Source organism: Aliisedimentitalea sp. MJ-SS2 (assembly GCF_032586155.1).
Taxonomy (GTDB): Bacteria; Pseudomonadota; Alphaproteobacteria; order Rhodobacterales; family Rhodobacteraceae; genus JAWHTC01.
Genome location: NZ_JAWHTC010000001.1, coordinates 80,031 through 103,876, shown reverse-complemented (window position 1 = coordinate 103,876; position 23,846 = coordinate 80,031). Strand labels below are relative to the sequence as shown.

At 61.6% G+C, this 23,846-nt stretch carries 20 protein-coding genes; 6 read left to right on the top strand and 14 right to left on the bottom strand.

Translation table 11 applies throughout. From position 1 onward, the window contains the following. The first annotated feature begins 2 nt into the window (after positions 1-2). From hutI to hutU, 4 genes are read left to right on the top strand one after another with little or no spacing between them, the layout of a single operon-like run. A complete protein-coding gene (gene hutI, locus RXV86_RS00465) occupies positions 3-1,205 on the top strand; it encodes an imidazolonepropionase (RefSeq protein WP_316296838.1) in 1,203 nt (400 codons plus the stop codon). Next, positions 1,202-2,722 (top strand): histidine ammonia-lyase, encoded by a 1,521-nt coding sequence (gene hutH, locus RXV86_RS00460; RefSeq protein WP_316296837.1) that lies wholly within the window; start codon positions 1,202-1,204, stop codon positions 2,720-2,722. Before hutI ends, hutH begins: the two co-directional genes overlap by 4 nt. Further along, on the top strand, positions 2,719-3,501 hold the full coding sequence (gene hutG / locus RXV86_RS00455) for an N-formylglutamate deformylase (RefSeq protein WP_316296836.1): 783 nt from the start codon (positions 2,719-2,721) through the stop codon (positions 3,499-3,501). Before hutH ends, hutG begins: the two co-directional genes overlap by 4 nt. Further along, positions 3,498-5,183 carry a urocanate hydratase gene (gene hutU, locus RXV86_RS00450; protein ID WP_316296835.1) on the top strand — a complete coding sequence of 562 codons (1,686 nt, stop codon included), beginning with the start codon at positions 3,498-3,500 and terminating at the stop codon, positions 5,181-5,183. The genes hutG and hutU overlap by 4 nt, the downstream gene beginning before the upstream one ends. Before the next feature lie 54 nt (positions 5,184-5,237). Here hutU and RXV86_RS00445 read toward each other — a convergent pair whose 3' ends face one another. The 3 genes from RXV86_RS00445 to RXV86_RS00435 form a co-directional block, all read right to left on the bottom strand. Beyond that, on the bottom strand, positions 5,238-5,741 hold the full coding sequence (locus RXV86_RS00445) for a DUF2478 domain-containing protein (protein WP_316296834.1): 504 nt from the start codon (positions 5,739-5,741) through the stop codon (positions 5,238-5,240). A 78-nt stretch (positions 5,742-5,819) separates the two neighbouring features. After that, entirely contained in the window at positions 5,820-6,533 is a 714-nt protein-coding gene (locus RXV86_RS00440; RefSeq protein ID WP_316296833.1) for an aspartate/glutamate racemase family protein, read from the bottom strand. Further along, positions 6,530-7,231, bottom strand: coding sequence for a GntR family transcriptional regulator (locus tag RXV86_RS00435; protein WP_316296832.1), 702 nt, complete (start codon positions 7,229-7,231; stop codon positions 6,530-6,532). Before RXV86_RS00435 ends, RXV86_RS00440 begins: the two co-directional genes overlap by 4 nt. A 115-nt stretch (positions 7,232-7,346) precedes the next feature. Here RXV86_RS00435 and RXV86_RS00430 point away from each other — a divergent pair, with 115 nt between their 5' ends. Further along, a complete protein-coding gene (locus RXV86_RS00430) occupies positions 7,347-9,044 on the top strand; it encodes a thiamine pyrophosphate-binding protein (protein ID WP_316296831.1) in 1,698 nt (565 codons plus the stop codon). Positions 9,045-9,098: 54 nt separating this feature from the next. Here RXV86_RS00430 and RXV86_RS00425 read toward each other — a convergent pair whose 3' ends face one another. The 11 genes from RXV86_RS00425 to RXV86_RS00375 form a co-directional block, all read right to left on the bottom strand. Further along, the gene (locus tag RXV86_RS00425) at positions 9,099-9,542 is read right to left on the bottom strand and encodes a hypothetical protein (protein ID WP_316296830.1); all 444 of its coding nucleotides are present in this window, start codon (positions 9,540-9,542) and stop codon (positions 9,099-9,101) included. A 119-nt stretch (positions 9,543-9,661) separates the two neighbouring features. After that, complete coding sequence (gene tolB, locus RXV86_RS00420) at positions 9,662-10,984, bottom strand: Tol-Pal system beta propeller repeat protein TolB (RefSeq protein WP_316296829.1); 1,323 nt, start codon at positions 10,982-10,984, stop codon at positions 9,662-9,664. Continuing rightward, entirely contained in the window at positions 10,981-12,072 is a 1,092-nt protein-coding gene (locus RXV86_RS00415) for an energy transducer TonB (protein ID WP_316296828.1), read from the bottom strand. The genes tolB and RXV86_RS00415 overlap by 4 nt, the downstream gene beginning before the upstream one ends. 6 nt (positions 12,073-12,078) lie before the next feature. Further along, positions 12,079-12,555: a protein TolR gene (gene tolR, locus RXV86_RS00410; RefSeq protein ID WP_316296827.1), complete on the bottom strand. Its 477-nt coding sequence runs from the start codon at positions 12,553-12,555 to the stop codon at positions 12,079-12,081. A 3-nt stretch (positions 12,556-12,558) separates the two neighbouring features. Then, a complete protein-coding gene (tolQ, locus tag RXV86_RS00405) occupies positions 12,559-13,254 on the bottom strand; it encodes a protein TolQ (protein ID WP_316296826.1) in 696 nt (231 codons plus the stop codon). A 302-nt stretch (positions 13,255-13,556) separates the two neighbouring features. Then, positions 13,557-14,594 (bottom strand): extracellular solute-binding protein, encoded by a 1,038-nt coding sequence (locus RXV86_RS00400; protein WP_316296825.1) that lies wholly within the window; start codon positions 14,592-14,594, stop codon positions 13,557-13,559. A gap of 20 nt (positions 14,595-14,614) precedes the next feature. After that, positions 14,615-15,424, bottom strand: a complete 810-nt coding sequence (locus tag RXV86_RS00395; protein WP_316296824.1) for an ABC transporter permease — start codon at positions 15,422-15,424, stop codon at positions 14,615-14,617. After that, positions 15,424-16,353, bottom strand: coding sequence for an ABC transporter permease (locus RXV86_RS00390; protein ID WP_316296823.1), 930 nt, complete (start codon positions 16,351-16,353; stop codon positions 15,424-15,426). The genes RXV86_RS00395 and RXV86_RS00390 overlap by 1 nt, the downstream gene beginning before the upstream one ends. Then, positions 16,353-17,444 (bottom strand): ABC transporter ATP-binding protein, encoded by a 1,092-nt coding sequence (locus RXV86_RS00385; RefSeq protein ID WP_316296822.1) that lies wholly within the window; start codon positions 17,442-17,444, stop codon positions 16,353-16,355. Before RXV86_RS00385 ends, RXV86_RS00390 begins: the two co-directional genes overlap by 1 nt. A 258-nt stretch (positions 17,445-17,702) precedes the next feature. Further along, a complete protein-coding gene (locus RXV86_RS00380; protein ID WP_316296821.1) occupies positions 17,703-18,455 on the bottom strand; it encodes a hypothetical protein in 753 nt (250 codons plus the stop codon). Between the two features lie 103 nt (positions 18,456-18,558). Beyond that, complete coding sequence (locus tag RXV86_RS00375) at positions 18,559-20,466, bottom strand: FAD-dependent monooxygenase (RefSeq protein ID WP_316296820.1); 1,908 nt, start codon at positions 20,464-20,466, stop codon at positions 18,559-18,561. Positions 20,467-20,633: 167 nt separating this feature from the next. Here RXV86_RS00375 and RXV86_RS00370 point away from each other — a divergent pair, with 167 nt between their 5' ends. Beyond that, entirely contained in the window at positions 20,634-23,840 is a 3,207-nt protein-coding gene (locus tag RXV86_RS00370) for a reductive dehalogenase (protein ID WP_316296819.1), read from the top strand. Positions 23,841-23,846 lie beyond the last annotated feature (6 nt).

Below are 23,846 nucleotides of genomic sequence, written 5' to 3'. Positions count from 1 at the left end.
GCATGCAAGGTGCCGCCCTCCTCACCGGCCTTACCGCCGCAACAATGCAAGGCGATGACAACGCCTATGGACTGATCCCCGACGCGGCCATTGCCGTCGGCGACGGAAAAATCCTTTGGGTTGGCCCCCTTTCGGGCTGTCCGGCCGATCACCTTGCCCTGCCGCATCATCCGCATGAGGGCCGCCTTGTTACCCCCGCGCTGATCGACTGCCACACCCATATCGTCCATGGCGGCCACCGCGCCCGCGAATTCGAAATGCGTCTGGAAGGCGCAAGTTACGAGGACATTGCCCGTGCCGGAGGCGGCATCATTTCCACCGTTACGGCCACCCGTGATGCCAGCCTTGACGACCTGATCGCCACAGCCCTGCCCCGCATCGACGCCCTGATCGGCGAAGGCGTCTCCACCGTCGAAATCAAATCCGGATACGGTCTTGATCTCGAAACAGAGTTGAACATGCTCCGCGCCGCCCGCGCCTTGGAACAGGCCCGCGCGATCACTGTGAAAACGACCTTCCTCGGCGCTCATGCCGTGCCCGCGGGCATGGATGCGGACACCTATATCGACACGATCTGCCTGCCCGCGCTTGACGCTGCCCACGGCGAAGGTCTGGTCGATGCCGTCGACGGCTTCTGCGAGGGCATCGCCTTCACCCCCGCCCAGATCGCCCGCGTATTCGATCGCGCGCGCGCCCTCGACCTGCCGGTCAAGCTCCACGCCGAGCAACTCTCGCATCTTGGCGGAACCGCGCTGGCAGCCAAATACAACGCCCTCTCAGCCGATCACATCGAATATGCCAACGAAAGCGACGCAGCCGCCATGGCCGGCGCAGGCACCGTCGCAGTCCTTCTGCCCGGCGCCTTCTACACCCTGCACGAGACGCAAATGCCGCCGGTCGATGCCTTGCGCCACCATGACGTCCCGATAGCGCTTGCCACCGACTGGAACCCCGGCTCTTCCCCCATGGGCTCGCTCCTCTTGGCAATGAACATGGGCTGCACCTTGTTTGGCCTCACCCCTGCCGAGGCCCTTGGAAGCACCACAAGAAACGCCGCCCTTGCCCTTGGCCTTACCGATCGCGGCACCATCACCCCGGGCCAGCGTGCCGACCTTGCCATCTGGAACGTCGAACACCCGGCCGAGCTCTCCTATCGTTTCGGCTTTAATCCGCTGCACCAACGCATCCACGAGGGCACCCTATGATCCTCACTCCCGGCACTGCTGACCTCAAACAACTTGAACAAATCTGGCGCGGAAGCGCCAAGATCTCCCTCGACCCCGCCTGCAAACCGCAGGTTGAGGCCGCCGCCCAGATCGTGGAACAGGCCGCCCAGGGCAATACCCCGGTCTATGGTGTCAACACCGGTTTCGGCAAACTCGCTTCGGTGAAAATCCCGCCCGACCAAACCGCACAACTTCAACGCAACCTGATCCTCAGCCACTGCTGCGGCGTCGGGCAACCGCTCGACCCCGCCACAACCCGCCTGATGATGGCCCTGAAACTCCTGTCCCTGGGGCGCGGCGCTTCCGGCGTGCGCTGGCAAATCTGTCTCCAGATCGAGGCCATGCTGTACGCAAACCTAACGCCGGTGATCCCTGAACAAGGCTCGGTCGGCGCCTCGGGCGATCTTGCCCCGCTGGCCCATATGGCCGCTGTGATGATCGGCGAAGGCCAGGCGCTCTATCAAGGCGAAACCCTGGCGGGGTCCGAGGCCCTGTCCCGCGCAGGCCTCACCCCGATCACCCTTGGCGCCAAAGAAGGGCTCGCCCTGATCAATGGCACGCAATTCTCAACCGCGCTGGCCCTCACCGGCCTGTTCAACGCCTGCCACCTCCTGCGCGCCAGTCTGGTGACGGCTTCGCTTTCAACCGATGCCATCATGGGGTCCACCGCCCCCCTGCGCGCCGAAATTCATGACCTGCGCGGCCATCGCGGCCAGATCGATACTGCCTCGGCAATGCGCGCCCTGATGTCCGGCAGCGAAATCCGCGAAAGCCACCGCGACGATGACACCCGCGTGCAGGATCCCTATTGCATCCGCTGCGCCCCACAAGTGACCGGCGCGGCGCTCGACCTCCTGCGCTTTGCAGGCCAGACTTTGGAAATCGAGGCCAACGCCGTCACCGACAATCCCCTCGTCATCTCCGCAGATGGCGCCATCCTCTCGGGCGGCAATTTCCACGCCGAACCGGTCGCCTTCGCCGCCGATCAGATCGCTTTGGCGCTCAGCGAAATCGGTGCCATCGCCCAGCGCCGCGTCGCGCTTATGGTCGACCCGGCGCTTTCGCATGACCTGCCGCCCTTCCTGACCCCCGATCCCGGCCTCAACTCGGGCCTTATGATCGCCGAGGTCACGACGGCGGCGCTGATGAGCGAGAACAAACACCTCGCTAACCCCTGCTCGACCGATAGCACCCCGACCTCGGCCAATCAGGAAGATCACGTCTCCATGGCCGCCCACGCCGCCCGCCGCCTTGAGCGCATGGGGATCAACCTCTCCACCATCCTCGGGGTCGAAGCCCTATGTGCCGCCCAAGGGATCGAGGCCCGCGCCCCACTCACCACCTCGTCCCCACTGAAAGCGGCTCTCGACCGTTTGCGTGCCGATGTCTCGCCTCTGGAGCAGGACCGTTTCCTTGCCCCCGACCTCGAAAAGGCGGCACACTTGATTGTATCGGGCGCACTAGCCGAGGCCGCCAACGTGGAACTCAACCCATGATCGAGGTCACCCGAGGCACCAGCCCCCTGATCCTTGGTCTGCCCCATACCGGAACGTATGTTCCTCCAGAGATCATGGCCAACTTCAACGATAACGGCCATGCCCTGGCCGACACCGACTGGCATATCGACCGGCTCTACGACGGCTTGGTGGAGAACATCACCACCATCCGCACGCCGGTGCATCGCTATGTCATCGACGCAAATCGCGATCCAGCTGGCGTCAGTCTTTACCCGGATCAGAACACCACCACGCTCTGTCCGCTCACCGATTTCGACGGCAATCCGATCTACCTTTCGGGCCGCGAGCCCGATGAGGTCGAAATCACCCGCCGTCGCGACCAGTTCCACACCCCCTACCACGACGCCATCCGCGCCGAACTTGCCCGGGTCAAATCGCTCTACGGCATTGCGATCCTTTACGACTGTCATTCGATCCGCTCGCACATTCCTTTCCTGTTCAAAGGCACCCTGCCCGATTTCAACATCGGCACCGACCTTGGCCGCTCCTGCCACGCGCGTATCGAACAGGCCGTCGCCAATGTCTGCGCCGGGGCCACGGGGTTTACCTCCGTCTACAATGGCAGATTCAAGGGCGGTTGGACCACGCGCCACCATGGCGTTCCGGTAAACGGCGTCCACGCCATCCAGATGGAACTGGCACAGTCGACCTACATGCAGGAATCCCCGCCCTGGACCTATGACGACACCCGCGCCACCGCCCTGCGCGCGCACCTGAAAACCATCCTCGAAACCCTGATCCGCTGGAGGCCCACATGACCGATCCCCGCCACAACATCCGCGACGTCTTCCCCCCCACCGGTACCGAGATCACTGCCAAGTCCTGGTTGACCGAGGCGCCGATGCGGATGCTGATGAACAACCTGCACCCCGACGTCGCCGAAAATCCGCACGAATTGGTGGTCTATGGCGGCATCGGCCGCGCCGCCCGCACATGGGAGGATTTCGACCGCATCGTCGCCGGTCTGCGTGATCTTGAGGCCGACGAAACCCTTGTCGTTCAATCCGGTAAACCCGTGGCCATCGTCCGCACCCATGCGGATGCGCCGCGCGTGTTGATCGCAAATTCCAACATCGTTCCGCACTGGGCAAACTGGGACCACTTCAACGAGCTCGATAAAAACGGGCTGATGATGTACGGCCAGATGACTGCCGGATCATGGATCTATATCGGAACCCAAGGCATCGTTCAGGGCACTTACGAGACCTTTGCCGAAGCAGGCCGCCAGCATTATGGCGGAGACCTCACGGGGCGCTGGATTCTCACCGGCGGGCTTGGTGGCATGGGCGGGGCGCAACCGCTTGCGGCGGTCTTTGCCGGGGCCTGCTGTCTTGCTGTCGAATGTGACGAGAGCCGCATAGATTTCCGCTTGCGCACCGGCTATGTCGATGAAAAGGCCCGCACTTTGGACGAAGCCCTCGACCTGATCGCGACATGGACCAAGACGGGCGAGGCCAAATCCGTCGGCCTTCTGGGCAATGCCGCCGACGTCTTCCCCGAAATCCATCGCAGGATGAAGGCAGGCGGGTTGCGCCCCGACATCGTCACCGATCAGACATCGGCGCACGATCCGCTCAACGGCTACCTGCCGCAGGGATGGACTCTCGCGCAGGCCGCCGCCGCCCGTGAAAGTGACCCCAAATCCGTCGAAACAGCCGCTCGCGCCTCGATGAAGACCCACGTGCAGGCGATGGTCGACTTCTGGAACGATGGCGTGCCGACACTTGATTACGGCAACAACATCCGTCAGGTCGCCCTCGAAGAGGGGCTTGAGAACGCGTTTGCCTTCCCTGGTTTCGTCCCTGCCTATATCCGCCCCTTGTTTTGCAAGGGCATTGGACCGTTTCGCTGGTGCGCCCTCTCTGGCGACCCGGAGGATATCTACAAAACCGACGAAGCGATGAAGAAGCTCTTCCCGGAAAACCAACACCTGCACCAGTGGCTCGACATGGCCCGCGAACGGATCAGCTTCCAGGGCCTGCCCGCCCGCATCTGCTGGATCGGGTTGGGTGAGCGCCACAAGGCCGGCCTGATGTTCAATGAAATGGTGGCCAGTGGAGAGCTTAAGGCCCCCATTGTCATCGGACGTGACCATCTGGACAGCGGATCCGTCGCCAGCCCCAACCGCGAAACCGAAGCCATGAAAGACGGCTCCGACGCCGTGTCGGACTGGCCGCTGCTGAACGCGCTCGTCAACACTGCCTCAGGCGCCACATGGGTCAGCCTGCACCATGGCGGCGGCGTCGGCATGGGGTTTTCGCAGCACGCAGGCGTGGTGATTGTCGCCGATGGCACGCCCGAGGCCGCGAAACGTTTGGAGCGCGTGCTCTGGAATGACCCGGCCTCTGGCGTCTGGCGTCATGCCGATGCAGGGTATGAAGTCGCAATCGACTGCGCTCGCGACCATGGATTGCGCTTGCCGGGCATCCTCGGAAACTGACGTCTCGGTTAGGCCACGCGTAGGCCACACGCGGGCCCATGTTACGCGGGCGAATTACGCGCCGGCCTTGCCAACCCAGTCCGTCAGCACCGAAATCTCCGGCTCCAGCTTCTCGGCCAGCCCACCGGAAAATTCCTCGAATGCAGCCTCGTTGGCCGCATTCAGTCCGACCACCACCGGCACGTCCATGCCCAGCGCCTCGGCAATCACGGGCCGCAGTCCCCGCCCCTCGGCCTCGGCCTTGCCGAACTTGTTGATGATCATCAGATCGGCCCCGCTCTCCAGCTCGACCGTCACCAGCCCCACCGCCTCTTCCAGCGCCTGGCTGTCCAAACGGCATCCCCGAGCCTCGCGGCCCAGCGATTGCGAAATCCGGATCACCCGGCCCTTGGGCAGCACCTGCACGTCCATGTCGCATTTTCCGCCATCGGCGCATTCTGTGTTGATCTGAACCAAACCGCAGGCCTTGATCCCACGCGCGGCCGCAATCTCGGACAGTTCATGAAGCAGCATGTCGGTGCCGCCCTGCCGGTTGGCCATCGTATAGGCAATTCTCATGACATCAGGTCCTTGTCGCAGCCGCCCTTTCCAGAAAGAGCGTGTAAGGGCATACCGTCCTGCGTTGCCAAGAACAAGCTACAGATACCGCCCGGGCGCCAGCCCTGCCTGGAACCACGCGATAAGCGACACGATGGAAAACACCGGCAACTCCGTCGCCACCTGAATATCCGCCGCATAGGGTGTCATGTTGGTGCATTCCAACACGATCGCGCCCAGCTCGGGATTGTTCTTCTGCAACTCCAGCGCCGCCTCAACGTTGTCCTGCCGCGCCAGCTCCACGTCCAGCTCCAGCTCATTGTCGAGGATCGCCCGGGTAAACTCCTGCCCGCCCTCGGTCGTGCCGATCGGCGTGCCCTCGGGCACCCGTGCCTTGCGCAAATGCTCATCCGTCAACGACGAGCTCGAAATCGTCAGCACCCCGGCCCGTTTGCCCTTGGGCAGCACCCGGTTGACCTGCTCGACCTGCATCAGGGACGACGTCACCACCGGCACATTCACCGCCTCTGCCAGCTCATCCTGGAACAGCGCGAGGAAGCCGCAATTGGTGGTGATCCCGTCCACCCCATCGGCCTCCAGCGCCCGCGCGGCGGCAATGAAATCATCCAGCGTCCCCGCCCCACCCTTGCGCACCACACGGTCGGGCGAGGCATCGCGCACGATCCGGTAGTGCACCGGAAACGGCCAGGTCAACGCATTGCCCATGTCGCCGGGAATCCTCGGAAACCGCGCATCCAGCATCAATATGCCGACCGACGCGCCATAGATCGACTTGCCGCCTTGCGCTTTCATGCCCCTTCCTCCTCAAGCACCCGATCCTGCAACACCTCGCCGCCATCGACATAGATGCTGGCAATCCCCTGCCGGACCGAGGCCAATATCTGATCCATCCGCTTCTCGATATGCTCGCCCAAGAGCCGCGCTGCCTTGTTGGCATTGCGCTTCTCCAGCGCCTCCATGATCTGCATGTGCTGGTTCTTCGAGCGTTTGATCCGCGCGCTCATTTCGATCCAGCGGATGAAGCGGATGCGCTCGTTGATCCCGACCAATTGCGCCACTAGCTGCGCATTGCCACTCAACTCGGCAATCCCAACATGGAACGCCTCGTCACGGGCACAGGCCTCGGCCACGCTCAGCCCCAATGTCTCCAGCCCTTCGGCATAAAGCCGGTCCTTCAGCGTCGCGATATCCTCGTCGCTGGCCCGCTCCACCGCCATCCGCGCCGCAGCCATTTCCAGCACCCGGCGCAACTCGAACAGGTCATAAATCTCCTGCGCCTCCAGCGGGCGGCAGAAAAACCCGGTCCCCGGACGAAAATCAAAGAACTTCTCGGCCACCAACCGGTTCAGTGCCTCGCGCAATGGCGTGCGGCTGACCCCAAGTTCACGCGCCAGCGCCCCCTCGTTAATCCGGTCTCCGGGGCGCAACTCGAACGACACCGCCTTGGCCTTGAGCCTCTGGAAAATATCGTCAACGCGGGTTTCGCTCATGTCACATACCTTCGTTCGCCTGTCCCGATCCCTGCCATGTTCAGAACTTGAAATCAATATGCAAAGCTGTATACAGGTAAAAATACAACGATCAGATTCGATACGGGGAAGCACCATGTCCGAGGCGAAAACCAACCAACTCACTGGCGGCGAAGCCCTTGTTCGCATGCTCGAAGCCTACGGCGTGCGCCACATCTTTGGCCTCTGCGGTGACACCACCCTGCCGTTTTACGACGCGATGGCAACGCTCGATCATGGCATCACCCATTTCCTGACCCGCGATGAACGCCACGCCGCCTATATGGCCGACGGCTATGCCCGCGTGACCGGTCGCCCCGGTGTTTGCGAAGGGCCCTCGGGCGGCGGTGCCACCTACATTCTGCCCGGCGTGGTCGAGGCCAGCGAGAGTTCGATCCCGATCCTGGCGATCACTTCGGACGTGGCCACCACCTCGCGCGGCAAATACCCCTTGACCGAATTGGACCAACCGGCGCTGTTCAAACCTCTGACCAAGTGGAACGCCTCGCTCGACGACGCTTCGCAACTGCCGTCCGTGGTGCGCGAGGCCTTCAGGCAGATGACAACCGGCACCCCCGGCGCCGTCCACCTGTGCCTGCCGTTTGACACCCAAAAAGCCCCGGTCGAAAGTGACGAGATTCACGCCAACGCCGCCCACACCCATTTCCCGGCAGAACGTCAGTCCCCGGATGCACAGGCCATCGAAGAGGCCGCCACCATCCTTGCGAACGCGAAAAACGCAATCGCCATCTGCGGTGGAGGTCCCGTGATATCGGGCGCTGAAGCGGCGCTGGCCCGCGTCGCCCGCGCGCTTGATATGCCTGTGGCCACCACGGTCTCGGGCCAGGGCAGCATCGCCGAAACCGACCCGCTGGCCTTGGGCGTGGTCGGATCAAACGGCGGCATCCCGGCGACACGGGCCGAGGTTGATGCAGCTGATGTCGTTCTTTTTATTGGCTGTCGAGCCGGGTCCGTCACCACCGAACGCTGGTCCTCGCCCGCCAAGGGCACAACCATCCTCCATATCGACAGTGATCCAAACGTGCCCGGCACCAATTACGACACCGCCGTATCGATCAACGCCGATGCCCGCCTCGCGCTCGAGGCCTTGGCCGATGCTCTTGAAACCCGCCAATGCGCCCCGCAGAACGGGGCGGCCCGTGCCACCGCCGCCTGGGCGGCCAAAGCACAACAATTTAGCGCTCTATCCAGTTCCCGCGACACCCCGATCCGCCCCGAACGGGTGATGGCCGAGCTGATGAAAGTGCTCGATGACGATGCTGTGGTGGTTGCTGACCCGGGCACCCCTTGTCCCTATTTCTCAGGCTATTACCGCTGGCCGCGCGATGGCCGCCATTTCATCACCAACCGCGCCCACGGCGCCTTGGGCTATTCCATCGGCGCCGCCATGGGGGCCCATATCGGCCGCCCCGATGTGAAAACTCTTGCCGTAATGGGCGACGGCAGCTTCGGCTTCGCCTGTGGCGAGTTCGAAACCATGGTCCGCCACCACATGCCGATCACCTGCATCGTGTTCTCAAACTCGACCTTTTCCTGGATCAAGGCCGGGCAAAAAGCGGGCTTTGACGAACGTTACTACAACGTCGATTTCAACCGCACCGATCATGCCGCTGTCGCCTCGGCTTTCGGCGTCAAAAGCTGGACCGTCCGCGACCCCGACGACCTTCGCACCGTGCTGGCCAAGGCGATCGCTCATGACGGCCCAACGCTGGTCGACATTCACTCGCAATCGCTTAGCGATGCAGCCGCGCCGGTGTCTGAATGGGTTGCGTAACGTCCGCATGGCGCGCCGGATATACAGTCAGACCTGCGCACGGCCAAGGCCAACCTAGCGCAAATCGAAGACCTCATGTCCATAGGATGACTGGACGCTGACTTCGCCATCAGACCAAGACCATTCAGTGGGAACACAATCTTCGCTGAAGGGCGCGTCACCGATTACGCGACCCGCCTCCAGGTCCAGAATCGCGTTGTGGATCAATGTGACCAAATGCGAAGTTCCCGGCTCTCCGGCAAAGTACTGCAGGAGGCCGATACGGTGTTGATAGCGCGGCAGTGTGACGAATTCGTAAAGCTCCGGAACACTGGGAGATGCCATGTGAAGCGGTACGTCCAACCCGGGATAAGCTTCCGATCGGGCAATCCACCCATCGTCGGTTTCTTCAACTTGCCATGCAGCAGCAGAGGGTTTGACCTCGGGGCCGTCACAAGAAGCTCCAGCCGCAGTGCTAACCGCAACTAGGGCACATGCAAGAAACAAACGCTGTATCATCGGGCACTCCTTGGGTCATTGAACTGGAACGATAGTGTCGTTTCGACGATTTGTCCCATTTTACCCGCTCCACAGGTGTTTTTCCGAAGCCCACGGACCGACGGCGCGTTGCCCGTCTCTCACTTCTGCAACGGTGACCAGCTCGGGTCCGATGCGCCGCCCGGCGTGCGCACCTTCTTCAGCGAACGGCCGGTGATATCGACCATGTAAAGGCTTGCGCTACCCTGCGCGCCCTGGGTTTCGCGGGTGAACATGATCACCCGCCCATTCGGGCTCCAGGTCGGCCCTTCCTCAAGGAAGGATGCCGTCAACAACCGCTCACCCTGCCCGTCGACACGCATCACGCCAATATGAAACCGGCCCTTGTGCTGCTTGGTAAACGCAATCAGATCTCCCCTCGGTGACCACACCGGAGTGCCGTAATTCCCGGGGCCAAAGCTGATCCGCTGCGCCTCTCCCCCACTCGCGGGCATGACATAGAGCTGCCGCGACCCGGATCGGTCACTTTCAAACACGATCCGGCTGCCATCCGGTGAAAAACTGGGAGAGGTCTCGATCGACGGCGCCGAGGTCAACCGCCGCTCACCTCCACCCGACACGCCGATCTCGTACAAATCGGTATTGCCCCCGGCTTCGAGCGAGAACACCACTTTGTCACCGCTCGGGCTGAATCGCGAACCGAAGCTCATCGTCCCTTCCCGACTCTGCAGCACCCGGCGTCCCACACTTGCCACGTCCAGCAAGTAAATTCGCGGGAATCCCGTCTCGAAACTGGTGTAAAGTACCCGGTCCCCGGTGGGCGAGAAACGTGGGTTCAACACAATCGAGCGACTATCGGTCAGGTACTGCACATTGGCCCCGTCATAATCCATGATGGCCAACCGTTTTTTGCGGTCGTTCTTTGGCCCGGTTTCGGAAACGAACACCACCCGGCTGTCGAAATAGCCGCCCTCGCCGGTGATACGTGAATACACCGCGTCGGCCACCTTGTGCCCCATCCGTCGCCACCCATCAATCGTTCCGGAAAATTGCAGTCCGTTGCCAAGCTCTTCGTCGGCAAACACATCCCAGACCCGGAACTTGACCGTCACGTTGTTGCCGTTCACGCTCACCGCACCTGTGATCAGCGCGCGCGCATTGATCGCCTTCCAATCCGCAAATTGCACCGGCGACGAGAAGCTGGTGATCTGGCTGATATAGGCGGCCTTGCCGATTTCGCGGAACAGGCCGGTACCGCCAAGATCATCGGCAATCACCCGGGCAATGTCCTGGGCCACCTGTGCCGCGGCACCGTTTTCCGCCACGAAATCCGGCACCGCATAGGGCATCGGCTCCTGCACCCCTTCGGTAATCTCGATCCGCAACGGTTCGGCCTCTGCATAGGGTGGCACACACCACACCGCAAACAGAGCCAACCCAGCACATACCCACCTGATGATCATTCCAGCCTCATTTTTTCCGGATTGAAGGTAATCTCGATCTCGCGCCATTGCTCGTACTTCTCCTCGGGCAGGTCAAATCCCCGCCTGCCACATTCAATCAGCGCCGAGCGCGCATTGCGAAACGCCACATTCGTCGCGGTCTGATCTCCGCCGCTGGCGCTGATGAATTTCGGCGTCCCGGCAATCTTGCCCTCGCGGTCCAACTCGGCCTTGACCACAACCGTCACCTTACCAGATGCCGCGTAAGGGTCGACATTCCAACATTGCTTGATGGCGACAATCAGCCCATCACGTTCGCCTTGTGTCAACGGATCGCTGCCCGCGCCGGCCTGCGCATTGGTCGGCTCCCCGCCCTGGGCGTCCTCGTTCTGAAGCGCGGCCAATGCCGCATTCACTGCATTGGACGTGTCCTCGCTCGGCTCCGCTGCCGGACGACGCGGACGCAGTTGGGGTCGCACGGACCGTGTTGGCGCTGCGGTCACCTCGTCATTCGCTTCAGGCTGCGGATCTGTCTGGGCCTCGGGCGGGGCCGTGGCTTCGTCATCCGGCCGGGTTTCTTCCGCCGGCTCATCACTTGTTTCTTCCCGCACCACCGGATCCGGGGCGATCTCGGGTTCGGGCGGGCGCGCCACCGGTGTCGGCGCCAACCGTTCAACCGGCCGGGACTGCGGCCTCGGGCTTTGCTGCGGCACCAAAACGGCAACGTCGTCTTGTGGTGGCGGAGCGATCTCGGGTGGCTGATCGGCAATGTCTGCCGGTTCGGGCGCGGGTGTTACCGGGTCTGGCGGCGCGTCAGGGGGCGACGTTTCGGCCACCTCCGGCTCGGCCTGTTCCGGCGGATTGTCCGGTGTTGAGTTCAGATCAGGCGTCGGCGGCGCATCCGGCACGGGCGGGGCAGGCATCGCCACCTCGGTCACCGTCTCGGGCACGTTCTGCCCGGCCAGCATCGCCTCGAACTCGGCCGAACTGATCACCTCGACATCGGTCACATCAAACGGCAACGGCTCGCTGGCAAAATTGCCACCGAACAGCATCCAGCCAATCAGCCCCAGATGCCCAACACCTGATATGATCTGACCCGTGTTCATGATCGCTTAGTTCTGCGTCTCGTCCAGCTTCGGACCGCCACCCTCGGTGACCAGCCCGATATTTGAGAACCCGCCGCGGTTAAGCGCCCCCATCACCTGCACGACCTCGGCGTAAGGCACGGCCCCATCGGCGCGCAGGAACACCCGGTCACTGGCCCGCTCGGCGGCAATCGCGCGCAGCTTGCCCAATAGTTCCTCGCGCGGCACTTCGCTGGTTTGCACCAGCACCTTGCCATCCGCAGTAACCGTCACTGTCAGCGGCTCCTCGGCCTCGGCGGGCAGCGCATTGGCCGCCGTTTTCGGCAATTCTACCGGAACGCCCACCGTCATCAGCGGCGCGGCGACCATGAAGATGATCAATAGCACCAGCATCACGTCGACAAAGGGCGTGACATTGATCTCGCTCATCGGCTGGGCGCGGCCGCCCCTGCGCCGACGCCTCGACCCCCCGTCATGGGTGGATTTTACAACACCTGCTCCCATGGCTCAGGCGTCCAACTGGCGGCTGAGAATGGTGGCAAACTCGTCGGCAAAGGCCTCGTAGCTGGCAATGATCCGGTCGCTGTCGGCGCTCAGTTTATTGTAGAACACCACCGCAGGGATCGCCGCCAGCAGGCCAAGGCCCGTCGCCAAAAGCGCCTCGGCAATACCGGGGGCAACCACTGCCAGGTTGGTTTGCTGCTGCTGGGCGATCTCGATGAACGCGTTCATGATGCCCACAACGGTGCCAAACAGCCCCACAAACGGCGCGGTCGACCCCACGGTGGCCAGGATCGGCAGACCCTTCTGCAAGACCTCAGCCTCCTTGGCGATGGCCACATCCATGCTGCGGTCAATCCGCGCCTGCGCGCCCATGATCATCTCGCCCGTGGGCTTGTGCGAGCGTCGCCACTCGATCATGCCGGCAGCAAAGACTTTCTCGGACTGGCCGCTCGGGTCGGTGCCGATCTGTTCGAACAACCCATCGAGCGGCTCTCCTGACCAGAAGGCCCGGTCGAACTTGTCCGCCTCGACCCGGGCCTTGCGGTAGTTGATGATTTTCTGAATGATGATCGACCAGGACCAGAAACTCGCGACGATCAACAGGATCATCACCAGTTTGACGGTCAGCGTGGCGCGCGCGAAAAGGGCCCACAAGGAGAAATCAATCTCCTGCGCCAGGGCAAGGGTTTCTGCTTCCATTCTGCCTGCTCATTTTTGTGTGTGACCGTTTTTCGGCCTTCTTGGCAGGCAAACTACCCCAAGACACGGGGAAAACCAACATCAACCGCATCACGGTGCATTACATGGGCGCCAAACACGGCACAGTCCGGCGATTTTCCGCCGTGGGCATTTGGGAAGGTCAAGTTGGGCCGGCAGGTTCGTTTCGGACTACAAGCCAGCGTCAACACATCCTGACACGGGCCAAGCGAAGCTGTCCCCAAAACGCAAAACCCCGGACAGCGGGAACCGTCCGGGGCGAAATTCTCGAAAAGGACCAGGCGTTACTTCTTCACGTTGGTCCAGATCTGGTCATAGACGGCCTGGGTGGCTTCGTCGCAGACTTGGATGAACACGCCGTCACCGGCGCTGGCTGGCGGATTCGATTCCGGCAGGGTTGCCAGTTCGGGATCAAGGTGCGGCCCAACCCCGGTGACACCGGCGCCATAGCGGGCATAGTTCGACACGGCGGCAATGTTTTCCGGTTTCAATAGGAAATCCATGAACTTGATGGCACTGTCGCGGTTCGGTGCATCCTTCAGAAGCACCACGTTATCCATCCACACCACATAGCCCTGGGTCGGGAAGGCATATTTCAACGTTGCCTTCTCGGCCCGCGCCTTGGCGCCGAACCCGTCATAGATCTGACCCACTGCGGCGTCACCCGAAACCAGAACCTCCTTGGCGGTGTCGCTGTTGAAGGAGGCCCAGTGCGACTTGGCATCTATCATCATCGCGTTCAGCGCTTTCAGCTTTTCGCGGTCAGTCGAGCATTGCTCCATACCCACATGCAGCGCGGCCATCGCCATAACCTCGCCCTGACTGTCGAGCATGTTGATCTTGCCGCTGAGTTCCGCCGGTGGATTGAACAGGATGTCCGTGGTGTCGATATCGCCCCCATAGACGGCCGTATCCACCATGAACGAGGTCGAACCCCACTGGTACGGGATCGAATGCGTGCGGCCCGGGTCGAAGGACGGGTCGGCCCATTCCGGCGCGATGTTGCCCTTGTTGGCCAACTCACCGTCGGCGATCGTGTCCAGCATGCCCTCACCGGCCATGATCTCGACCATGTAATCGCCCGGCACCGCCACGTCATAGGTGCCCAGCGCCCCGGCCTTGAGCGAGGCCAGCATCGCCTCGTTGCTGTCATAGGTGTCCATCGTCACCTCGATCCCGGTCTCGGCGGTGAACTTGTCCAAAAGCTCCTGCGGCATGTATTCGAACCAGTGATAAATCACCAGTTTGCCCTCCGCGGCGGCGGCATTGGCGCCCAAGCTCAGGGCAAGGGCAGCAACGCCCGATTTCAGAAGTGTTTTCATCGTTTCCTCTCCACTGTTGATTACTTGGTGTTGTCAGACTTGCTGACAAAATAGCTGATCGTGACCATCAACACGGACACGGCCAGCAACATGGTCGATATGGCCATGATGTTCGGTTTGATCCCCTGCTTGACCGACCCGAAAATCGCCGTAGGCAGGGTTTCGACACCGGCCCCCTTGACGAAATTGGTAATGATGAAGTCATCCAGGCTGACAATGAAAGCCAGCAGAAAGCCCGAGATAATGCCGGGCATCATCAGCGGCAGCAGGATCCTGGTAAAGGCCTGCCGCTTGCTGGCATAAAGGTCCATCGCTGCCTGTTCATAGCTGTCTTCGATCCCTTGCATCCGGGCCGAGATCGGCAGGTAGGCAAACGGAATGCAAAACGCGATATGCGCCAGGACGATGGTCATCAGCCCGCGGTCGAAGCCAATCGCGTTAAAGAAGATCAGCGTCGCAACCGCGGTCACGATCTCGGGCACCATCAAGGGCAGCGTGATCAGCCCGAAGCTGACCCTGCGCAGGCGGAACCTGCCACCCCGGATGATCGCCGTGGCCGCCAGCGTGGCGATCGTGGTCGAGACCGTCGCGGCAATGATCGCGATGACAAAACTGTTGCGCGCTGCCAGCTTGAACTTGCCGCTCTCCGGCCCAGTGAAGACATCCGCGTACCATTGCAGCGACAGCCCCTCCCACACGGTGATCGATTTCGAGGCGTTGAAGGAATAGATCGTGACCACCACCAGCGGCGCATAGAGGATCACCAGGCACAAAAGGGTGATGGCCCGAAAGCCCTTGTAGCTGCGGACGTCGCCGGTCTTGCTGGCCATCATCCCGCCTCCTTTTCCGCCTTGGCCTGCTGGCGGGCAAAGATCAGCAGGATGATCAGGACCAGGGTCAACAGGATCATCGAGGCCGCCGCCCCGAAAGGCCAGTTGCCGGCATTGCCCTTGAACTGCTCCTCGATCAGCGAACCGATCATGAAGTTCTTGGCCCCGCCCAGAAGATCCGGCGCCAGAAACGAGCCCAGCGACGGCACGAAGACCAGAATGCAGCCCGCCACCACACCCGGCTTCACCGCGGGCAGAAGAACCCTCCGCAAGGTGGTCCATTTACTGGCATAAAGGTCCGCCGCCGCCTCGGAGAGCGCAAAATTGTATCGCTCGACCGCCGCATAGATCGGCAACACCATGAACGGCAAATAGGAATAGAATAGCCCCAGCTGCACCGCAAAATTTGTGTTGATGATGCGGATCGGATCGTCGATCAGGCCGATATTCATCAAGAACCCGTTCAGCGGACCCTCGTCACGCAGCAGGAACTTCATCGACACGGTCCGGATCAGCAGGTTCACCCAATAGGGAATGGTGATCAGAAAGACCCAGAGCGGGCGCACCTTAGCCGGCCGCGTCGCAATGTAATACGCCGTTGGAAAGCCGATCGCCAGGCTCAGGAGCGTCGCCGCGCCCGCCTGCCAGATCGACCGCCAGAAGATCAGGATATAGGTCCATTCGATCTTGCAGGCCTCATCGCCGAACAGGCCCCGGTCACAAAAGAATTGATCATAGGCGCCAAAACTGAACTCCCAGATCACTCCGCCACGGAACTCCTTGGTCAGGAAGGAATAGATCAGCATCATTCCTACCGGGATCAGCGACAATCCCAGCAGCACGATCCAGGATGGAAGCAAAAGCCAATGTCTGGCTTCAGCATAAGTGTCGGTCGTGGCGCTGCCACCGCTTGCCGCCCCGCCCGCCATCAGTCAACCAGGAGGCGCGCGGCCCCCAGCTCCATGTTGACGAAAACCGGCGCGCCGGCTTCGAAGATGCGCTTGTTGCCGCGGTCTGAATTCGAGGTTCGCACGGAAAAGTTCGGCCCGTCGGCCAGATCAACGATGGTGGTGATGTCGGTGCCGACAAAGACGTTTTCAACCACGGTCCCTTTCAGGCTCTCGCTTTCAGTTGGCGCGTCCGAAATGAACAGGCGCTCGGGCCGCACCGACATGTGTACATGCGCGCCTATACCGATCCCGTCGACCGCGTTGCAGGTCAACTCGTGCCCGCCGCCCAGATGGCAGATCGCGCGGCCGTCCCGAATGGCATCGACCGACACATCAAGCAGGTTGGTTTCGCCGATGAAGTCGGCCACGAACATGTTGCGCGGGCGTTCATAGATGTCGCGTGCCTCGCCCAGCTGCTGCAACTCGCCCGCCGACATGACCGCGATCCGGTCCGACATGGTCAGCGCCTCTTCCTGGTCATGGGTGACGAAGATGAAGGTGATCCCGGTTTCGCGCTGCAGGTGCTTCAGCTCCAGCTGCATCGCTTTCCTGAGCTTCAGGTCCAGCGCCGAAAGCGGCTCGTCCAGCAGCAACACCTTGGGTTTCGGTGCCAGTGCCCGGGCCAGCGCCACGCGCTGTTGCTGCCCGCCCGACAGTTGCGATGGCTTGCGTCCGGCAAATTGGCTCAGCTGCACCAGCTCAAGCATCTCACCTGCCTGGGTGCGTGCCTCGGGCTTGGATGCGCCGCGCATTTCCAGGCCAAAGGCCACGTTGTCGAGAACAGTCAGATGCGGAAACAAGGCGTAATTCTGGAACACCGTGTTCACCGGCCGCTTGTTTGGCGGCAGGTTCTCAATTTCCTCGCCAAACAGGAAAATCTCGCCCTCGGTTACATCCTCGAACCCGGCGATCATCCGCAAAAGCGTGGTCTTGCCACAGCCCGACGGCCCCAGCAGCGTGAAGAATTCGTTGTCCTCGATCGTCAGGGTAATGCGCTTCAGCGCGGTGAAATCACCGTATCGCTTCACTGCCTCCCTGACTTCGATGGCATTCGGTCCCTGTTCCGGCACGCGCGTCTCCTTTGCCCTCGCAGTTCATTCACATGACAATAATTCCGTGTGGCTATTGGTGTAATTACTTAGTTTCGCATCACTCATTAGGCCTGAACTAACCCATCCATCGAGCTTGGCACGCGGCAACGCTGACCGAAATGGACGTGCAATTGGCTGATCCAACGCACAACCAGCCTGGTAAAACCCTCGGTTTCCGAAGCGATAGCGGGTCCCGGCGGAATGCAACCGTTCGGGTTCAAACCACGTTTTTCACGATTAAAGCCGGCCAACTCGGTTCGGGATCACAAACAACCGATGGTAGAACACCCGCTGCATTTCAACCTGTACCGCACGGGTCGCTCGGCCAACCGCCAGCAGGCCAAACTGCCATTCAAAGGCCACAGGTTTGGCCACAGGTTGGTTGCACCCCGCACTTCGGCGGCAAATTGGCGGTTGGGTTGTGCGCAATTCACTTTGTGCCCAGACCGGTTTGCGGTCGCAAAATACCTCGAAAAAACCGGTATCATCGTCGGCCAGCCTAATTCGCATCTCGACCTGGTGCCATGTCCCCAACGCGTTGGCCGGGATACAGCTGCGTCCCATCACCGTGACGCCGTTACGCGCATCCAGCCTGACCTCCGCCAGCACCCGCGTCGGATCGCTCTTGCGCATCAGGCGAGAAATGACCACCGGCCTGTTGCCCAGCTGCTTGCGATCGGCGCGAACATCGAACCCGAAGAGATAGCTCTGCCCGACAAGCCATTCATTGCCGGTGCGCAGCATCGACCGGCGCTGCCCCCGTGACAGGGCGAAACGTACAGCATCTTCGGACACGGCAGGCGCCCGGTCGGACCGCGGATCAACCGCTCCCGGTGTCCTGACCCAGGCTTGAAGCGCCTCCGCCGTCAGATAGACCGGGCCGGTGTCGGAACAGGCCGACAAGGTCAGCATCACTGCCCCCGCGCCGAAAAACATGGTGGCCCGTTTCAGCCCGCGCAAACGCCGAAGCACAGCAAACAGCAAGGACATCGGGGGGCCTCCGGTCTATTCTTTCTTTTGCCCTAGATAAGCCACTGGGACTCAATGAAACTATTACGCTCAAAGCCCAGTTTGTCCCCTTCAATGGTCCGGATCAACCCCCGTCAGGCATTTGGAAAACGCCGCCGAAAAAGTGCACCAGTTCCTGGTCCGCATCCAGCGGCAAAACCTGCGCCACGTGCTGATCCGGCCGCACCACCACCATGCATCCCTTGTCTCGATCTACGCCACGCATGTCAAAGATATCCTCGCCACTTTTCACGTCGGCACAGAAGATCTTTTCATAGTCGGTCAAGCCGTAGCGGCCGACACCAGGGCGCAGCAGCGGCGGCATATCACCATAGGCCAGGTCGCGGATTCCTTGCTGGAACACGCCCCGGAAGTCGATCAGGGTGTCGATATCCTCGCCTTCGCGGCGATACCTGTTCAGCGGCGAGCTGGGGTCGTTTTCCAACCGGGTACACAGATCATCCAGCGCCTGCGGGCTCCGCGGTGCAAACAGGAACACGGTCCAGCGAATGCCCGCCTCAATCACATGACCCAAATGCATCGGCTTGGCATCCGACAGCCGGACCACCGGCGCGGAATGGAACCGTTTCCCGATCTCGAATCCCGGGGCCAGCCCTTGGAAACGGTCATCATCCGTCAAGGCCGAGGGTGCGTATTGCACGGTCAACCCGGCGGTAAAGGTACCACCGTCAATGAACTGCCGCTGCACCCGTGGCATGCCACCCTCACCGTCACTTGGCGGCGCGCTGACGATCCGGGCCCATTGGTGATCGTAGTCCACCAAACCCTTGGCGGCCGCCCGGCGCTCGTCGGAATAGGAATGCAAGAGTTCCGGCGCGGCCCGCCCGGTCAACACCGAAATCAGCTTCCAGCCGAGGTTGAACGCGTCACCCATCGACACGTTCATCCCCTGCCCCGCCTTGGGGCTGTGGGTGTGACAGGCATCGCCCGCAGTGAACACTCGCGGCGTGCGGTCGCCGGTCTGCCCTGCCGGCACATCGTCGAACTTGTCGGTCAGCCGATGCCCGATTTCATAGATCGACCACCACACCACCTCTTTCACATCGAAGCTGTATGGCGCCATGATCCGCGCCGCTTTGGCGATGATGTCGTCAATCCCAAGCCCCCGGTCGGCGACGCGTTCACTTTCATCAAGCTTGTCCAACTCGACATAGAACCGCACCAGGTGCCCGCCTTCTCGCGGCAGCACAAGGATATTGCCCTCAGCCTGTGACTGGACAATGCATTTCATCCGCAGGTCCGGGAAGTCGGTGGTCACCAGCACGTCCATCACGCCCCAGGCCTGGTGTGCCGCATCGCCATGCAACGCTCCACCAATCGCCCGGCGCACATTGCTGCGCGCGCCGTCACAGCCCGCCACGTAGTTGGCCCGCACCGTCTCGCGTTCTCCCTCACGACCCGGCGCGGTATGCTCCAGCGTCACGGTCACGGGGTACTCGCTGACCTCGGCGTCCACCTCCAGATCGACCACCTGCAACTGGTAGTCCGGTTCCAATCGCGACGGTGAATTGCGCATGACGTCGAGATACATGTCATGCACCCGGCCCTGATTGATCAGCACATGTGGCATCTCACTCAGCCCGTCTGCCACGTCCTGCACCCGCCCGACGCGGGCGATTTCACCGGGCACCTCTGGGTTCGGCATCCAGAAGGTGGTTTCGTTGATCCAATGGGATTCGCGCTTGACCTTGTCGGCAAAGCCAAAGGCCTGAAACATCTCCATCGAACGCACGTTGATCCCATCCGCCTGCCCTTTTTCCATCGGGCCGTCCTTGGGCTCGACGATCATCGTGGCAATCTCGGGGAAGGCCGCCAGTTGCGCCGCAAGGCACAGCCCCGCCGGTCCACAGCCGGCAATCAGCACATCAACCTTTTCCGGCAGGCCGTTGGCACCGTTCACTCGTACCGGGGCCTCAGCGGCGGCATGGACGTCCGGATCCCCGGCGCGAAACCCGTTGACATGAAACTGCATGGCGTGGCCTCTCGTTGGTTTTCAATTCCAATATAGTAATCATACTTATCATTTTACTTCAAGGAAAAGATAAGCATGCACATCAACGACCTATCAAACCCCTATTCCGCCCCAGTCCCGAACCGGCTAGTGTACCCCGGCGCGCAACGAACTGATCAGGAGTCCTCATGGGCACACGTTTCTTCTCGACCCGGAACCGCGCCTTCCACCTTGGCCCCTATCCGCTCGAGAATCTGGCCCGCGCCTCGGGGCATGCGGACCTGAACGCGGTGCCACCGATGGCAGCCCTGTCTTTCGAGCGGCTCGACACACCGCACTCGCTGGTCAATGCGATGGGTGAATACCAGGCGATGATGGACGCGATCCGCGACGGGATCGTCAATCCCCAGAAGGCCGAAATCCCGTCCGATCCGCGCGAGCGGGCCGAGCATATCAAGGGCTTCGGCTATTTCTCGGATGCCTCGATGATGGGCATCTGCCGCCTGCCCGACGAGGCCCGGCTGCAAAACCCGATCAGAAACCCCGAGATCGACCGCCTCGCCCATGATCTGCGCACCCGGCAGACCAAGACGCTGGCCTCGGGCATCGACCTGATCATGGCCGACCTCAAGGAATCGATGGAGGCCCCGCCCAGTTCCATCGACAGCCACAGCCACGCCATTGTCTGCCTCTTTGAGCATCACCGTGATCCGCACGCGGACGAACCTGGTGCCGAATGGATCATGGACGCTCAAGACCACCGCGCCTGCCTGCGCGCCACCGAGGCGGCGGTGGTCCTTGCCAACTACATTCGCCTGCTGGGATACGAGGCCAAGGCGCACACGTCTTCGTCTTCCGATGTCGATCTCAATCGCCTGACCGTGGCCTCCGGCCTTGCCGCGCTCGAAAACGGCAAACTCATCGCACCACATCTGGGCGAAGGTTTTGGCGTTGCCGTCGTCACCACCGATTTTGAATTGGCCACCGACGCCCTGCTGGCCCCGATGTCCAGCCAACATCTTGGTCTGGCGTGGAAACTGGGCAAGGGTACGGTCAAGGGCGCGTTCAACCGCGATCCCTATGCTCGCCGCAACTATGCCGATGGATCGCTCCCCTTCGAGAAATTGAAACGCGTCGACCAGCCTACAACTTTCATCGACGAGGGCCGCGTTGCCCGGGTTCCCAAACGCACCGACATGTTCGCCCGCGCCCAGTTCGGCGACATGGGCAAGAAGGTGCAGGCCGCGACCATCGGCGGGCATTACGTGCGCAAATCCGCCCCTTCGATGGCGCAACGCCGCGTTCTTGGCGCCTTTGTCCTGTTGCAGGACGGCCCCGCCAACAAAGACGCCGCCAAACCGACCGAAGCGGAACGCAACGCGCAAAACGTCAAGGCCGCAAGTTATTTCCTTGGCACCGACGCGGTGGGTATCTCACGCTGCCCGGACTGGACCTGGTACTCCCATGACGCCACCGGCGAAGAGCTGATTCCACCGCACGACAACGCCATCTCGATGATCCTCGACCAGGGGTATGAGACCATGGAGGGCGCTTCCGGTGACGATTGGATTGCCGTGGCCCAGTCGATGCGCGCCTATCTGCGGTTTTCCCTGCTTGGCGGGGTCATCGCCAAGCAGATCCGCAACCTGGGCTACTCTGCCAAGGCCCACTCGGTGATGGACGGCGAAGTGCTGCAACCTCCCCTGCTACTCCTGTCGGGTCTGGGCGAGGTCTCTCGTATAGGCGAAGTCATTCTGCACCCGCTGCTCGGGCCCCGTCTCAAATCCGGCGTGGTCACCACCGACATGCCCTTGGCCCATGACAAGCCGATCGATTTCGGGCTTCAGAAGTTCTGCGAGGCCTGCAACAAATGCGCCCGCGAATGCCCTTCCGGCGCGATCACCGCCGGGCCGAAGCTGATGTTCAACGGCTATGAAATCTGGAAATCCGATAGCCAGAAATGCACCACCTATCGAGTGACCAACGAAGGCGGTGCCATGTGCGGGCGCTGCATGAAGACCTGTCCGTGGAACCTCGAAGGTATCTTTTCCGAACGTCCCTTCCGCTGGGCGGCAATGAACCTGCCCTTCACCGCGCCACCTCTGGCCCGGCTTGATGACTGGCTCGGCCATGGCTCGCTGAACCCGGCCAAGAAATGGTGGTGGGATATCGAGATCAAAGAGGATGGCGGCTATCGCGCGCCAACCTACGAACCCAACCAACGGGGCCTGCAAACCGATCTTGACCTGAAGTACGAGGACCAGACCCTGGCGGTCTATCCCGCCACTCTGGCTCCGCCGCCCTGGCCATATCCCTTCCCGATGGATCGCGAGGCTGGCATCCAAGCCTACCAGGCGCTGATCACCGCGGGCGAATATAAAGTCCGCCTGTCGCGCGGTGACACCAAGGGGCTGGCCCACGAATACCCCTCTTACGACGATGCCCCGGTGATCAAAGCTCGCATCTCACGCGTGGACCAGATGACTCCGGACGTCACCAAATACGAATTCTCCTCCTTCGACGGCAGCGCTCTGCCGGAATGGACGGCAGGCGCGCATCTCGACGTGGTGGTCACGCCCGAATTCCTGCGGCAATACTCCATGTCCGGCAATCCGGCCGACCGCTCCACCTACCAGATCGGCGTGTTGCGCGAGGATGAAGGCCGCGGCGGTTCGAAAATGCTGCACCGCATCTTCACCGAGGGCCGGCGGGTGTTCCTGTCGAAACCGATCAACCATTTCGAACTGGACGAAACCGCGACGAAAACCTTCTTGATGGGCGGCGGCATCGGCATCACCCCAATGATCGCCTTCGCCCACCGCCTGCACGCCCTGGGCCACGATTTCGAACTGCACTATTCCGCGAGCCGCAAAGACGGCGCAGGCTACCTTTATGACCTCGCCAATGTCGCGTGGAAGGACCGCGTTTCACTTCATTTCTCAGACAAGGGCACCCGCGCTGATCTCGATAAGGTGCTATCAGGTTACCAACCGGGTTGGCATGTCTACACCTGCGGACCTGACCGGTTCATGGACGGCGTCATGCAGTCCGCCGAGCGGCAAGGCTTCCCCGAAGAGGCGCGCCACCTTGAATATTTCTCGGTCCCCGAACAGCCCGACTATGTGAACCACGAGTTCACCGTGCACCTCGCCAAGTCCGGTAAAACCCTTTCTGTGCCCGCCGATAAGGATCTCGCGGAGATCCTGCTGGAAAACGGTGTGCATGTGGATGTGAAATGCTCGGACGGGATTTGTGGTGTCTGCAAATGCGGGCTGCTCAAGGGAAAGGTCGAACACCGTGATTTTGTCCTGTCCAACAAGCAACGCGAGAGCGAAATCGTCACTTGCCAATCCCGCGCAGCCGCCGATGAGACGGAAATCACCATCGACATCTGATCGACG